The organism is Sphingobium phenoxybenzoativorans (assembly GCF_018286635.1).
In the GTDB taxonomy this organism is placed as follows: Bacteria; Pseudomonadota; Alphaproteobacteria; order Sphingomonadales; family Sphingomonadaceae; genus Sphingobium; species Sphingobium phenoxybenzoativorans.
On sequence record NZ_CP073910.1, the window covers coordinates 1,219,789 to 1,233,865 of the forward strand.

Consider the following 14,077-nt stretch of genomic DNA (forward strand, 5'->3'; position numbering starts at 1 on the left):
ATCGCATCAGGAGGATAGTTTGGATCGCAAACCCAGTTTTATCGAGCGCCTTGGCGAAAAGGATGCGTTTCTGGTCGGCACCTGGGCGAAGATAGCTTCGCTGGAAACGGTGGAGCTTCTGGGACATGTCGGTTTCGACTTTGCCGTGGTCGATATGGAGCATGCGCCGCACAGCTTCCAGACCGCCTATCAGGCGATCGCGACGGCGCAGTCGGTTGGCATGTATACGCTGGCCCGGCTGCCCGACAGGAGCGGAAGCGCGGTTCAGCGGCTGCTCGACGGCGGGATTGACGGTCTGCTCGTCCCGCGCGTGGAAACCCCGGCTATCGCTGCGGAGGCGACCGCCGCGATGGCGTTCCCGCCGCTAGGGTCGCGCGGCATGGGCTATACCTCCCGCGCCGCCCGTTGGGGCCTCGACACCGCCGCGGAATATCTGGAGCGGGGTAGAAACCACACCATGCGGGGCGTGCAGATCGAGGATATGGCCGCGCTGGAGCAGATTGACGGGATATTGGAAGCGCCCGCGCTCAATGCCGTCTTCATCGGCTTCGGCGATCTGGCGCTGAGTTCCGGGTTACCCGGTTCACATCCAACCCTGCGCACTCTGGAGGCCAAGGTGCTGGCGGCGGCGAAAGCGAAGGGCGTACCCTGCGGGACGGCGGTGCAGACGCCCGATGAGGCCGTTCGATGCCGGGAAGCGGGCTATTCCTTCGTGATGATCAGCGCGGACACAACCTTGTTCGCGCATGCGGCGCGCAAATTGATGACGGATACCCGGAGCGCGCTGGGACTGTAAGCGGCGGCGAAGGCCACCGGAAAGCGAGAGGCGATTATGGCTGTTACATTGGATCATGACACCGCAGATGAGGCGTTGGAGGAGCGGGTGTCGCGCCTGCTGGTCGGCGCGGTCGACATGCATTGTCATAGCGGCCCCTCCGTCATGCCGCGCTCGCTCGATCATATCGAGGCGTTGAAGGATGCCGCCGACGCCGGTTTCCGCGCCATGCTCATCAAGGATCATTATTATTCCGCGACGCCGATCACCGAATTGCTGAACCGGTCGCACGGGCATCTGAAGGTCCAGCTATTTTCCGGCGTGCCGCTGAACAATACGACCGGCGGATTCAACAAATATGCCGTCGATCATGGCATTGCCCTTGGCGCGAAGCTCGTCTGGATGCCGACTTTCGCGTCAAAGAACCATGTCGAGGCGGATCAGAAGCGGAAGAAGGGTTTCCCGCATACGATCAAGCCGCTGCTGCCGCCCGATCCGCTGACGCCGCTGGACGCCAACGGCAATCTGAAGGACGAAGTGAAGGAAATACTCGACATCATTGCCGAGCATGATGTGATCCTGTCGGGCGGGCATCTCCACATTTCCGAAATCTTCCCCGTGTTCGAGGAGGCGAAGAAGCGGGGCGTGAAGCGGCTTCTGGTCAATCATCCGACCTTCATCATCGGCGCGTCGCTGGACGAAATCCGCCAGCTCGTGACGATGGGCGCCTATATCGAACATTCGCTGTGCATGTTCATCCAGATGATCGGCCGCGAGAAAGCGATGTTCCCGCCGGAAGATCTGGACGCGCTGATCAAGGCCGGAACGGTGGATCGCACCATCCTTGCGTCCGATCTGGGCCAGGTCGGCAATGACCGGCCGGTGCCGGGATTCCGCGGCGTTATCCGCAACTGCATAGCCCTGGGCTATTCCGATGAGGACATCCGCAAGATGATCTCGACCAATGCGCTGCAATTGCTCGGCCTGGACGACTGATATAATCGGCCGATCGGTGGGCCGGGCGCGTGCGCGCGGTCACATTGTAATGGAACGCCCAGTCAAGTTACGGTAGCACGCTTCGATCAGCCGGAGCCTGTTCGCCTCCGCGATGGCATGTGTCAGTGCAGAGACGGGGGAGCGATTTGCCGGTATCCAAGAAGCCCAACGGTACGATCCGAATGCGGGACGTTGCCGAACGTGCGCAGGTTTCGCGCATGACGGTTTCCCGCGCCCTGAACCGGCCGGAGACCGTGAACGAAGTGCTGCGCAATCGGGTGCTGGAAGCGGTTCAGGACCTGGGCTACGTCCACAATCATCTGGCGCGCAGCCTGTCGTCGCGGCGGTCAAATGTCATCGGGCTGGTTCTGCCAAGCCTGGAAAACTCGATTTTCTCCCAGACGGTCAAGGGCATTTCCGACGTGCTGCGGCCGCTTGGCTACCACCTCATGGTTGCCGAAAGTTCCGACGATCCCGAAGATGAGGAGCGCGTCATCGCGGCTTTCCTCGCGCAGCGCGTCGGCGGGCTTATCCTGCATTCGACCAACCATTCCGCCAATGCCGTCAGGATGCTGAAGGCGTCCGACACGCCGGTCGTGGAGAATGGCGACTTTCCGGTGGATCCGGTCGATATGGTGGTGAGCTATTCCAACCGGGCTGCGGCGAAGGCGATGACGCTGCATCTGGCGCGCCTTGGGTATAAGCGTATCGTCTTTGCCGGGCTGGCCGCAAATCCCAGGGCGTCGCAGCGCCAATTGGGTTTCCTGGACGCGCTGGCCGAGATTGGCCAGAAGCAGGACACCAAGCTGTCGGTTGCTGTATCGCGCGGCTTTGGAGGGGGTACGGAAGCCATCTCCTTCATCGACGCGAACATTCCCGACGCTGACGCCCTGTTTTGCGCAGGGGACGTGCTGGCCGTAGGCGCGCTGTTTGAGTGCGACCGGCGCGGATGGGCGGTTCCTGACAGGCTGGCGATCGCCAGCTTCGACGATCTGGACCTGATGCGACATGTCAGCCCGGCGCTGACGTCCCTGCGCCTGCCGCGTTACGAGATCGGCCGGCGCAGTGCGCAAATGATCCTGGACAGGATCGAGGAGCGCACCATGCCGGTGACTACAGTCGATCTGGGTTTCGAGATCGTCCAGCGCGCCAGTTCCTGACGGCCTACGCGCCGGCCTGATCGACCTCCGCGAACGCTTCCCGCGCGATCCGGGTGGAATCGAGACCCGCGGGCACGCCGCAATATATGGCGACCTGGAGCAAGGCTTCGCGAATTTCATCGCGCGACAGGCCGTTGGTCAGCGCCGCCTTCACATGCAGCTTCAATTCATGCGGCCGGTTGAGCGCGCTGATCATCCCGATGTTCAGCAGGCTGCGGTCGCGGCGGGACAGACCCTCGCGGCACCAGATCTTGCCCCAGCAATATTCGGTCGACAGCTCCTGCATCGGTCGGCTGAAATCATCGGCATTGGCGAAGGATTTGGCGACATAATCCGCGCCCAGCACTTCCTTGCGCAACGCCAGACCGCGATCATATTCTTCACTCGACATGCTGCATCCTCCATTGATCCATAAAGGCGGCAGGCCGGCCGCCGGTTTGGGATTGCCGAATGCCTACCCGGATGCGATACCGGTAACAACAGCAAAAATCAGAGCTTAGATGTAAAAATTATTATGGAAGGATCATTGATGCAGCTTGATGGGCAACTCGCCGTCGTGACGGGGGCCGCGCGCGGGATAGGCCGGGCGATTGCGCGGGGACTGGCGGAGGCCGGCGCGCGCGTCGTGCTGACGGACGTTCACGAAAATGAGGCCGCCGATGCCGTCAGGGGCATAGCGGATGCGGGTGGGGAAGCCCGGTCTTTCAGGCTCGATGTATCCGACGCGGCGGCTTGCGACGCGCTGGCGGAGCAGGTGCGGCGGGAGATGGGGGCGATCTCTATTCTGGTGAACAATGCGGGCGTCATCTTTCCCGGACGCATCCATGAGGAGGAGGCCGTCGAGAACTGGAATCGCACCCTCGCGATCAATGTCGGCGGCCCGTTCAATATGTGTCGGGCTTTCTATCCCCATTTGCGCGAAACCCGCGGATCGGTGATCAACCTCGCGTCGATCCGCTCGTTCGTGGCGGCCCCCAATGCGGCCGCCTATGCCGCGTCCAAGGGGGCAGTGATGCAATTGACGCGCGCGCTTGCAGTGGAATGGGGCGCTGACGGCATACGAGTGAATGCGATTGCGCCGGGCTTTATCGAATCGACCCTGGTGCCCGACGATCAAAAGACGCCGGAGCGGGAAGCCGCGATCATCGCGCGGACGCCGTTGCGCCGGCAGGGGCAGCCGGACGAGATTGCAGGAACCGCCGTCTATTTGGCTTCGGACGCCGCGCGCTATGTTTCCGGGACGATCATTCCCGTCGATGGCGCTTATCTGGCCGGGTAAAGGCGGTCAGCCCCGGATGGCGAGGATGAGAGCGTCGTAGCTTTCGGGGTTGATCTCGACATCGATGAGGGCGGGGCGGCCGCTGGCCAATGCTTCGGCAAAGGCGGCGGCAAGCTCTCCCTCCTCAGTGACGCGGCGCGCATGCCAGCCGAAGCCGCTTGCGACCTGGGCGAAATCCGTATGGGAGAAGTCGACGCCCGCTGGCGCCAGTTGCCGGCGGCGCTGCTTGGAACCGATCAGGGTCAGCGAGGAATCGTTGAATACGACGACCAGTGGCGTGGCCCCGTTCTGGATCGCGGTGCCGAGTTCGCCCAGGCACATCATCGCGCCGCCATCGCCGGTGAAGGCCACCGTGGTTCTGTCCGGGTCGACAAGGCTTGCCGCAATGGCCGCAGGGATGGCGAATCCCATGGTCGAAAGGCCGCGCGAGATGAGCGACAGGTTCGGCGCGTCGCAACGCCAGCTATGCAGCACGGGCAGCATATGCGCGCCTGCATCGATCGTGATGCGGCTATCGCCCGGCAATGCTTTCTGCGCGGCGCGGACGAGTGCGGCCGGAGAGATTCCATCGCCCGTGAAGATTTGCGCGGCCGCCCAAAGCTGATCCTTGCGCTGCGCCAGCTCAGCCGCCGGCCATCCGCTTGCATCGGCGGCATCACCAAGGGCGCCGATGGACGCCGTGATGTCGCCTATGACCGAAACGGTCGGCCTGAACAGGGGGTCGTCAAACGCATGGTTGGTGAGTTCGACGGATGGAATAGCGCCGTAGCGCCAGACCTGGGGAGGACCCTCGACCGGATCGAAGCCATAGAGGATGATAAGGTCGGCCGATCCGATCAGCGGCTGTTCGGGAACGCCATTTGCGTAGAGGCCAAGACCCGGCGGGGTATTTTCCGATATAACGCCTTTCGCCTTGTACGTGGCGAGGACGGGGCAGCCGGTCGCATCGACGAAGGCGCGCAGCGCGGCCGCGGCATCCGGGGACCGGGCCTGCAATCCGGCAAGCAGGATGGGGCGGCGCGCCGAAGCGATCAGCGACCGCGCCTCCGCAAGCGCGGCTTGATCGGGCTTGGCAATGGCGGAGCTCACGCGGCCGCCCGGAGCAGCCTTTCCGGGGCGCCGGATAAAGGAGCCGGCGACCTCCAGATAGGCGGGGCCGGGGGGATTGCCGGTTGCGGCATTCAGAAGCCTGTCGACTTCCTCGATCGGGTCGGCCCCCCGCAGATTGGAGGAGGCGCGGAGCATGGGCGCCAGGATCGCCGTCTGATCGATCCGCTGATGACTGATGTAGCCCTGATCATCCTCATAGCCATCGGCAATCAGCAGCATGGCCGCGCGATCAAGGTCGGCATAGGCGACGCCATTGCTGGCCGCCGCAAGGCCGGGGCCGCGCGTGGTCATGGCGACGCCGGGCGCGCCGCTGATCTCCGACGCCACGCATGCCATTATGGCGGCGGAGGTTTCGGTGCGGGTCAGGATGAAACGAAGTCCCTGCTTTTCAGCGGCGGCAATGACATCGAGATTGCACTCGCCCCCCGGCACGCCGAAAATGAAGCGCACGCCCTCGTCGGCGAGGCGTGCGACGATGGCCTCGCTTACCGTTTCAACGGTCATTGTCAGTACCTCTTTCCCGAAAGCCGTCCGGTCTGTTTCAGATCGCCTGTTCCAGCGTCGGGGCGCTGTCTTCCAGCGTGACCCGGCGCATGTCGCGTGGATGTTTCTTGTCGTCAAAGCGCGTGCCGCGATGCATGGTGCAGCGATTGTCCCAGATCACAAGGTCGCCCACGGCCCAATGATGTTGGTAGACGAATTGCCGCTGCGTCGCGAATTCGGTCAGATGACGGATCAGCGCCATGGCCTCCGGCCGCGGCCATCCCTCGATCGCGCCGATATGGGCTGAAAGATACAGAGCGAGGCGTCCCGATTCCTGATGCAGCCGCACCATGCGCTGCGCCACGGGTTTGCAGCGCTCGATTTCCTCCGGGCTGAAAGCGTCGAAGCCCATCTGCTCGCGTGAATAGATCAGCGAGTGGTAGACGGTCAGGTCGCGGACTTCATCCTTCAATTCTTCGGGCAGATGGTCCCAGGCGACGCGCGTATCGATAAATTCCGTTTCGCCGCCAATGGGGGGAATGACGCGCGCCTGAAGCATCGACCAGTAGGCCGGGGTCGGCTTGAAGCTGCTGTCGCTGTGCCAGAGCAGATTGCCCAGATTATACATCCGCCGCCGGTCGTCCGCGCCCCAGATCTGGCCGTCCGGTCCCAGATTGGAAATATCGTTGATCTTCATATTGGCGATGCGGCGGCGGGACTGATCCACCAGTGTCGGGGTTTCCTCAATCTCGCCAAACTGCTCAGCGAAGGCGGCCTGTTCCTCGTCGCTCATCATCTGGCCGGGGAACACCACCACGGCATATTCGTCCATCGCCGCCTTGACCGCTTTCTTTTGCGCTTCGGTCAACGGTTTGCGAAGGTCGATGCCCTCCGCACGGGCGGCGAAATGGGGGTGAAGCGGCGTGCATTTCAGCAATTCGCCATTGTCTATCGTGGCTGAACGAACGGACACTGTCTTCTCCTGCAAAGCCTGGCTCAAGGCAAAATCATCTTGTTACCGGTCCCATAAATCTTTGTCACAAATGCCGCGCGGATTCAAGCGACCGAAAGACAAAGATATTTGAGTTCGAGATATTCATCGAGGCCGTGGCGCGATCCTTCGCGGCCAATGCCGGATTGCTTTACGCCTCCAAATGGCGCGACCTCGGTCGAGATAAGCCCGGTGTTTATGCCGATTATGCCGGACTCAATGCCTTCGGCGGCGCGCCATATCCGGTTTATGTCCCTGGCGTAGAAATAGGCGGCGAGGCCGAACTCGCTGTCATTCGCCATTGCAATGGCGTCGGCATCGGCATCGAACTTCACAAGCGGCGCGAGCGGACCGAAGGTTTCCTCCCGCAATACATCCATGCCGGGCTTCACATCGCGCAGCAGGGTCGGCGTGAAGAAGCGGGGGCCTTGCGGTGCGCCGGTCCCGCCCAGCACTATCCTTGCGCCCTTGCCTGCAGCGTCGTCTATGTGGCGCTTGACCTTCGCGACGGCGCGTTCGTCGATCAGCGGGCCGATGTCCGTACCGGGGTCCGCGCCGTTGCCGACCCGCAGCCTGGAGACGGCGGCGGCCATTTTCTCCACAAAGGCATCGTAAATGCCCGACTGAATATAGAAGCGATTGGCGCAGACGCATGTCTGGCCGGCGTTGCGGTATTTGGACTGTATGGCGCCTTCCACCGCCGCATCCAGATCAGCGTCGTCGAACACGATGAAAGGGGCATTGCCGCCCAGTTCGAGGCTGAGCTTCTTGATGCTGGACGCAGCCCCCTGCATCAGCAGGCGACCGACAGCGGTCGATCCGGTGAAGCTGATCTTGCGGACGGCCGGGTTTTCGAGGAACTCCGCGCCTATTTCCGCCGCATCGCCGGTTACGACGTTGAACAGTCCTTTCGGCACGCCTGCCTCGTCGGCGATCCCGGCAATGGCGAGCGCGGTGAAGGGGGTCAGTTCGGAAGGCTTGAGCACCATGCCGCAGCCCGCAGCTAGGGCGGGGGCAAGCTTGCGCGTGATCATCGCGGCGGGGAAATTCCACGGCGTTATCGCCGCCACAACCCCGACCGGCTGTTTGAGGACAAAGAGGCGCTTGTCCGCCATGTGGCCGGGAATGACCTCCCCATAGGCGCGTTTGGCTTCTTCTCCGAACCATTGGAAAAAGGAAGCGGCATAGGCGATCTCTCCACGCGCTTCGGCAAGGGGCTTGCCCTGTTCTTCCGTCAACAGGGCGGCGAGAGCGTCCGAGCGCTGCTCCATGAGCGATGCGATCCGCTGGAGAATGACTGCGCGGGCATTGGCGGGACGCGCCGCCCAGTCCTGCATCGCCTGAGCGGACGCCTCGATCGCCTTTCGGGTTTCCGGCCGGCCCAATGAGGGGATGCGCCCGATGATCGCCCCGGTGGCCGGGTTGTCCACCGAAACCCATTCCCCGTTGCTCACCCAATTGCCCGCGATGAAACATTGCTCGCGCTTCACATCATTTCCCTTGCCGACGACATTTTTTTGGCTGGCGGCCCACAGTCCGGGTCAATCCTTCAGGCTGGCGGGGCTCCATTTTTCATACCATTCGCGAGGCGGCACGGTGGTCGGCGTGTCGCTCTTGAACAGATTGACAAACTCCCTCGCGCGGAACCGCCAGCGGCCATCATCGCACAGGACAAGATGGTCGATCTGTTCGGCGATCTGGATGGGAGCATGCGACGGGAGCACCGGCGCGCCATCGCCCGCGAACAGCAGCATGACATTGTTGGTCCGGGCAATGCCGGGTTCGATCAGCTCCGCCCGGAAATTGGTGATGACATGGCGGTTGACGCGCGGCCCCCGGCTTTGCCGCCACACATAAAATTGGTGGATCGCCTCGCGTCCGCGCAGATTGAAGAAGGTGGCGTCCTCCAGATAGAAATCGCGCGTATTGAGGCCGCCATTGACGTCCACCTCATACCAATAGTCGGTCGCGTTGGAGAGGAGGATTTGGGTGAGCATGATCTTGTCTTCAGGCGTCATCGCTGAACTTTTTACCTCTCCCGCCCGCTGGCGGCGGACTTGCCATTATGCCGAGCAACACTGGCCCAGCGCCCGCCGGGCCTGCGCTACTCTTGGATGCCATAGGATAATGTATTGTACGCCCATGTCTGATCGCGTTTCCTTATACTGGTACGGAAACACTTATTTCTGCAGGACAGGCGGTTTTGCCATTTAAGCAATTCGGTTCAGGACAGGCTGCCGACGCGCGCGCCCTCATCACCGGCGTTCCCGGATTGCCGGGGCGGGCCTTTCCTCAATCGACAACATAAGCAGGCGGCATTTTCGTGTGGCAGAGGAGCATAGGGTGACTGGTGGGCAGCGTGACAATGAGCTTGGAATGTGGCTCGAAGCCTTTCAGGCCGCACTCAATGCCCGCGATATTGAAGGCGTCCGCGCGCTTTTCGCCGCCGACGAATGCTATTGGCGCGACCTTGTTTCCTTTACCTGGAATATCGCGACGATGGAGGGGCGCGAGGCGATTTCCAAGATGCTGGCAACGCAGATCGAGGGGGTGCTTCCGTTCAATGCCGTCGTCGAGGGAGTTGCGCGCGAAGCGGACGGCATGGTTGAGGGCTGGTTTGATTTCGAAACGTCGACCGGGCGCGGCAAGGGGCATGTCCGTCTGAAGGATGGCCGCTGCTACACTTTGCTGACGGCGCTTCAGGAGTTGAAGGGCTTTGAGGAGCCGGGCGGCCGGAGGCGGCCGGAGGGCGTGGTGCATCGCGCAATCAAGGATCGCGAAACCTGGACCGAAGCGCGGGCCGAAACGGCGCGGACTCTGGGTGTCGAGGAGCAGCCCTATTGCCTGATCGTCGGGGGAAGCCAGGGCGGCCTCGCGCTCGGAGCGCGGCTAAAACGGCTTGGAGTGCCCACGCTTATCATAGACGCCCTGGAAAAGCCGGGCGATGCGTGGCGCAGCCGGTATAAATCGCTCTACCTGCATGATCCGGTCTGGATCGATCACCTGCCCTATATCCCGTTCCCGGACCACTGGCCCGTCTATACCGCCAAGGACAAGATGGGCGACTGGCTGGAAATGTACGCCAAGGTGATGGAACTGGATTTCTGGGGTTCCACGCGGTGTGTCAAAGCCAATTATGACGAGGCGGCGAAGCGCTGGACCGTGACCGTCAACCGGGCCGGACAGGAAATGGTCTTGCGCCCGGCTCAGATGATACTTGCGACAGGCCTGTCGGGCATATCCAATATCCCCGTATTTCCCGGCGCTGAAAGCTTCCATGGGGTGCAATGCCATTCCAGCCAATATGAGGATGGAGCATCGTTCGCCGGCAAGACCTGCGTTGTCGTCGGCTCCAACAATTCCGCGCATGATATCTGTGTCGATCTCTGGTCGAACGATGCCGATGTGACGATGATCCAGCGGTCGCCGACGACCGTGATCAAGGCGAGCGCGTTGCGGCGGATCGCCGAAGCCGGACCATATTCCGAGGCGGGGGTGGAAGCGGGCATCGATACGGATCGTGCGGACCTAATGATGGCGTCTTTGCCATTCCGTTTGAAGGAGCCGATCGACCGGCGGAATTGTGAGCAAATTCGCAAAGAGGACGCCGCCTTTTACGAGCGGCTTGCCGCCTCGGGATTCCAGTTCGATTTCGGGGAAGACGGCACGGCCATCGGCGGGAAATATATGCGCCGCGCCTCAGGCTATTATATCGACGTCGGCGGATCGGACCTGATCTGCGACGGAGAGATTAAGGTGCGCAGCGGCGTGGGCGTGGCATCGATCACGGCGCAGGGCGTGGTCCTGACCGATGGCAGTGAACTGCCCGCCGATGCGATCATCTATGCGACCGGCTATGGCCCCATGGATGGCTGGGCGGAGATGCTGATATCCCGCGAAGTCGCAGAGAAGGTCGGCCGCTGCTGGGGGCTTGGCTCCGACACCGCGATGGACCCCGGACCGTGGGAGGGCGAGCTTCGCAACATGTGGAAACCGACCAGGCAAGAGGCGCTCTGGTTCCATGGCGGCAATCTCGTCCAGTCGCGCTTCCATTCCCTGCATCTGGCGCTGCAGCTCAAGGCGAGGATGGAGGGGCTGGATACGCCGGTGCATCAGCCGGACGCCATCATGCGTGAGCCGCTTGGTCTCGCGGCAAGTCGCGAGATGGCTTCCCAGGAGGCATGAGGGGCGAACGCCCGGATGTCCTGACCGCCGATCGACCCAAGCCGGGCAATTATCGCATTGTCGCCCTGATCGTCGCATCGACCATGCTGATGGAGCAGATCGACGCCACCATATTGGCGACGGCATTGCCCACGATTGCGCGCGAATTCGGCGAACCAGCCAACACTCTCAGCATATTGCTGACGGCCTATCTGCTGGCGCTTGCGATATTCATACCTGTGAGCGGGCGGATGGCGGATCGCTTCGGTTCGCGGTCAGTGCTGCGCGCCGCGATCCTGATCTTCATGGGCAGTTCGCTGCTTTGCGCATTCTCGACCTCGGTAACCGAAATGGGTGCGGCGCGGTTCTTACAGGGTGCGGCCGGAGCGATGATGATCCCGGTGGGACGGCTCGCCCTGTTGCGCGCCGCGCGTAAGGACGAACTGGTTTCCGCAACAGCGTGGCTTGTGACGCCCGCCCTGCTGGGTCCGATATTGGGGCCGCCAATCGGGGGATTGATCGTCACCCATCTGGATTGGCGCTGGATATTCTACATCAACCTGCCCATAGGGATCGCCGGAATAGCCGCTGTGTCGGCCTATATCGACAATATCCGGGCTGGAACGCGGGGACGGCCCGACTTTGTCGGGTTCGCCATTTGCGCCGTCGGGCTTGGCTCCTTGTTGATGGGGTGCGAAAGCGTCAGCCGGCCGGGCGAAGCGCACCATGCGCTCGCCTTTCTGATCGTCGCGGCCTTGATGGGCGGCGTGTATGCGTTTCACGCCCGCAGGCGGCTGGACCCTCTGCTCGATCTGGGGATGTTGCGGGATCGGTCTTTCCGCTTGTCCCTCATGGGAGGATCGCTGACGCGGATCACGCAGGGCGCGCAGCCCTTCCTGCTGCCGTTGATGTTTCAGGTGGGCTTCGGCTTCAGCCCGGCGATGAGCGGGATGATTTTGCTGGCCACCGCAGTCGGGTCGCTGATGGCCAAGACCATTGTTTCGCCGGTCATGCGCAGGTTCGGGTTCCGGCGCAGCCTGATCGTGAATGGCCTGCTGTCGTCACTATTCTACGGATTGTCGGGCGCGTTCCGGGCGGAATGGCCCATGCCAGCGATGATGGCGGTGCTTGTGCTGGCGGGATTCTTCATGTCCTTCCAGTTCACCGTATATAATACGGTCGCCTATGAACATATCGAGGCGGAGCGGATGAGCCGCGCGTCGAGCCTCTATTCCACCTTCCAGCAATTGCTGCTGTCGCTGGGCATATGCACTGGCGCCATGGTGGTTCAGGCAAGCATGGTCTGGCGTGGCTCCCTTGCCCCGGCCGCGCGGGACTTTTCAGCGGCGCTGGCCGTGGTTGCCCTCATTTCGGCCCTGGCGTTCTTCGTCAACCGCAGCTTTGCGCCGGATGCAGGGTCCGCAATGAGCGGGCATATCCCGCCCGACGATCAGTAGAAGCGCGCCTGTTCCGATGGCGTCCATGCGGGGGGATGAAGCACCAGTTCGTCGGTCATCACCTCGATAATAACCGGCGCATCGTCCCTGAATACCGAGCGAAGAATGGGCGCCAGATCCTCCGGCCGCTCGACCCGATAGGCCTTGCAGCCGAATGCCTGCGCCGCTTCCGCATAGTTGACGGGGGAGAAACGCCAATGATGGTCATAGTCCGGGTTATCGATCCAGATCGGTTTTTCCTGGCTGAACCCGTTATTGTTGCTGACGATGGTCACCGTGTTGATGCCATAGCGCCGGGCCGTTTCCATCTCACTCATATGATAGAGGAAAGCGCCATCGCCGGTGAGGCACACCACAGGCCGATTGGGCTGCGCGCATTTTGCACCCAGAGCGGCCGGATAGGACCAGCCAAGCGATCCCGCCGCGCGCAGCAATCCCTGCCCAGCCCTGTCGAGATAGATGTTGCGGGCGGCCCATGCGGCGGCATGGCCGGTATCGACCACCAGCAGCGCGCGTTCGGGCAGTTCTTCGGATAATATCCTGCACAGCCTTTCCGGCCGGACGGGAAGGGCGTTTGATGTTTCGACCGCTTCGATGGCGCGCCGCCAATCCTTGCGCAGCGTGCTGATATGGTCGAGCCAGCCCGACCGGTCCGGCTGTTCACCGGCCGCCTCGGACAATTGTTCGAATATTGTCGCCGGATCGCCGCAGAGGCTCGCCTGTAAGGGATAGTTGCGCCCCAGCTCACGTGGATCGACGTCGATCTGGATCGCGGCGACGCCTGGCGCGGGGACTTTCCAGCCGGTGGTCGTCATGCTGCCCGTCGTGGTGCCTGCAAAGATGACGAGATCGGCCTCGCTCACGGCCTGATTGGCGATCTCACGCGAATAGATGCCGCATATGCCGATGGACAACGGATCGCTTTCCGCAAGCGTCGCCTTGGCGTCGAGGGAGGTCGCGAGCGGCAGATTGTGGCGTCGCACGAATTTCTTGAGCGCATCCTGCGCGCCGCTCGAGCGGATGCCCGACCCGGCAATGATGACAGGCCGCTCGGCTTTATGAAGCAGGTCTAGAGCGCGCTGAATATCGGCGAGCGGCGCGGCGTGGCGGACGGCTGGGCAGAGGGCGAAAGCGGGATCGGGAAGCGGCGCGGCATCCATCGGTTCGCTAAGCACGAATCCGGTGAAGCCGGCCAGTTCGAGATGAACCGGCCCCGGTGCGCCCGTCGTGGCGACGCGCATCGCCTGACCCAGCATGTCGGGCAGGCGGGAGGCCATGTCTATCCGCGAGGTCATCTTGGTCAGACCCGCATAGATCGGCTGCTGATCCACCTCCTGATACTGGTTGCGGTCCCGTGTTGTCGCGCTGCTTCCGCCTGTCAGCGCCAGGACGGGCGACCGGGCCATATAGGCGTCGAGCAGTCCGGCGGCGAGATTGGCTGCGCCGATCTGCTGCGCGCCGCATATGCCGATCCTGCCGGAGGCGCGCGCATAGCCGTCGGCCATATAGGCGGCGGCTTTTTCGCTATGGACGACGATCGGGTTGACCTTGGCCGCCTGCATCGCCTTGACCGCTTTCGGCAGGACAAGCGGGACATGGAAGAAATGGCTGACGCCGCACGCCGCGAAGGCATCCGCCAGATACTGATCGCCGCTATACATG

Annotated in this window: 12 protein-coding genes; 6 read left to right on the forward strand and 6 right to left on the reverse strand. The window is 62.5% G+C overall.

Annotation, left to right across the window (positions count from 1 at the left end; genetic code table 11):
• Positions 1-19 precede the first annotated feature (19 nt).
• The 3 genes from KFK14_RS05950 (at position 20) to KFK14_RS05960 (ending at position 2,931) form a co-directional block, all read left to right on the forward strand.
• A complete protein-coding gene (locus KFK14_RS05950) occupies positions 20-796 on the forward strand; it encodes an HpcH/HpaI aldolase family protein (protein ID WP_212610217.1) in 777 nt (258 codons plus the stop codon).
• Between the two features lie 36 nt (positions 797-832).
• On the forward strand, positions 833-1,771 hold the full coding sequence (locus KFK14_RS05955) for a DUF6282 family protein (protein ID WP_212610218.1): 939 nt from the start codon (positions 833-835) through the stop codon (positions 1,769-1,771).
• A gap of 146 nt (positions 1,772-1,917) precedes the next feature.
• The gene (locus KFK14_RS05960) at positions 1,918-2,931 is read left to right on the forward strand and encodes a LacI family DNA-binding transcriptional regulator (protein ID WP_212610219.1); all 1,014 of its coding nucleotides are present in this window, start codon (positions 1,918-1,920) and stop codon (positions 2,929-2,931) included.
• Between the two features lie 4 nt (positions 2,932-2,935).
• Here KFK14_RS05960 and KFK14_RS05965 read toward each other — a convergent pair whose 3' ends face one another.
• Positions 2,936-3,322 (reverse strand): carboxymuconolactone decarboxylase family protein, encoded by a 387-nt coding sequence (locus KFK14_RS05965; RefSeq protein WP_070151460.1) that lies wholly within the window; start codon positions 3,320-3,322, stop codon positions 2,936-2,938.
• A 138-nt stretch (positions 3,323-3,460) separates the two neighbouring features.
• On the opposite strand from KFK14_RS05965, the gene KFK14_RS05970 reads away from it, so the two are divergent.
• On the forward strand, positions 3,461-4,210 hold the full coding sequence (locus KFK14_RS05970; RefSeq protein WP_212610220.1) for an SDR family NAD(P)-dependent oxidoreductase: 750 nt from the start codon (positions 3,461-3,463) through the stop codon (positions 4,208-4,210).
• 6 nt (positions 4,211-4,216) lie between these two features.
• Here KFK14_RS05970 and KFK14_RS05975 read toward each other — a convergent pair whose 3' ends face one another.
• From KFK14_RS05975 to KFK14_RS05990, 4 genes are all read right to left on the reverse strand, one after another.
• Positions 4,217-5,824, reverse strand: a complete 1,608-nt coding sequence (locus KFK14_RS05975) for a thiamine pyrophosphate-binding protein (RefSeq protein WP_212610221.1) — start codon at positions 5,822-5,824, stop codon at positions 4,217-4,219.
• 37 nt (positions 5,825-5,861) lie between these two features.
• The gene (locus KFK14_RS05980; RefSeq protein ID WP_212610222.1) at positions 5,862-6,776 is read right to left on the reverse strand and encodes a TauD/TfdA dioxygenase family protein; all 915 of its coding nucleotides are present in this window, start codon (positions 6,774-6,776) and stop codon (positions 5,862-5,864) included.
• An 83-nt stretch (positions 6,777-6,859) separates the two neighbouring features.
• Positions 6,860-8,284, reverse strand: a complete 1,425-nt coding sequence (locus tag KFK14_RS05985; RefSeq protein WP_246524915.1) for an NAD-dependent succinate-semialdehyde dehydrogenase — start codon at positions 8,282-8,284, stop codon at positions 6,860-6,862.
• A 51-nt stretch (positions 8,285-8,335) separates the two neighbouring features.
• Positions 8,336-8,812, reverse strand: coding sequence for a nuclear transport factor 2 family protein (locus tag KFK14_RS05990; RefSeq protein ID WP_070151468.1), 477 nt, complete (start codon positions 8,810-8,812; stop codon positions 8,336-8,338).
• Positions 8,813-9,137: 325 nt separating this feature from the next.
• On the opposite strand from KFK14_RS05990, the gene KFK14_RS05995 reads away from it, so the two are divergent.
• Positions 9,138-10,979, forward strand: coding sequence for an NAD(P)/FAD-dependent oxidoreductase (locus KFK14_RS05995; protein WP_246524917.1), 1,842 nt, complete (start codon positions 9,138-9,140; stop codon positions 10,977-10,979).
• A complete protein-coding gene (locus tag KFK14_RS06000; RefSeq protein ID WP_212610223.1) occupies positions 10,976-12,415 on the forward strand; it encodes an MFS transporter in 1,440 nt (479 codons plus the stop codon). The genes KFK14_RS05995 and KFK14_RS06000 overlap by 4 nt, the downstream gene beginning before the upstream one ends.
• On the opposite strand, the gene KFK14_RS06005 is transcribed toward KFK14_RS06000, so the two are convergent.
• Positions 12,409-14,076, reverse strand: coding sequence for a thiamine pyrophosphate-binding protein (locus tag KFK14_RS06005; protein WP_212610224.1), 1,668 nt, complete (start codon positions 14,074-14,076; stop codon positions 12,409-12,411). The two genes, KFK14_RS06000 and KFK14_RS06005, sit on opposite strands and share 7 nt — an antisense overlap.
• Position 14,077 lies beyond the last annotated feature (1 nt).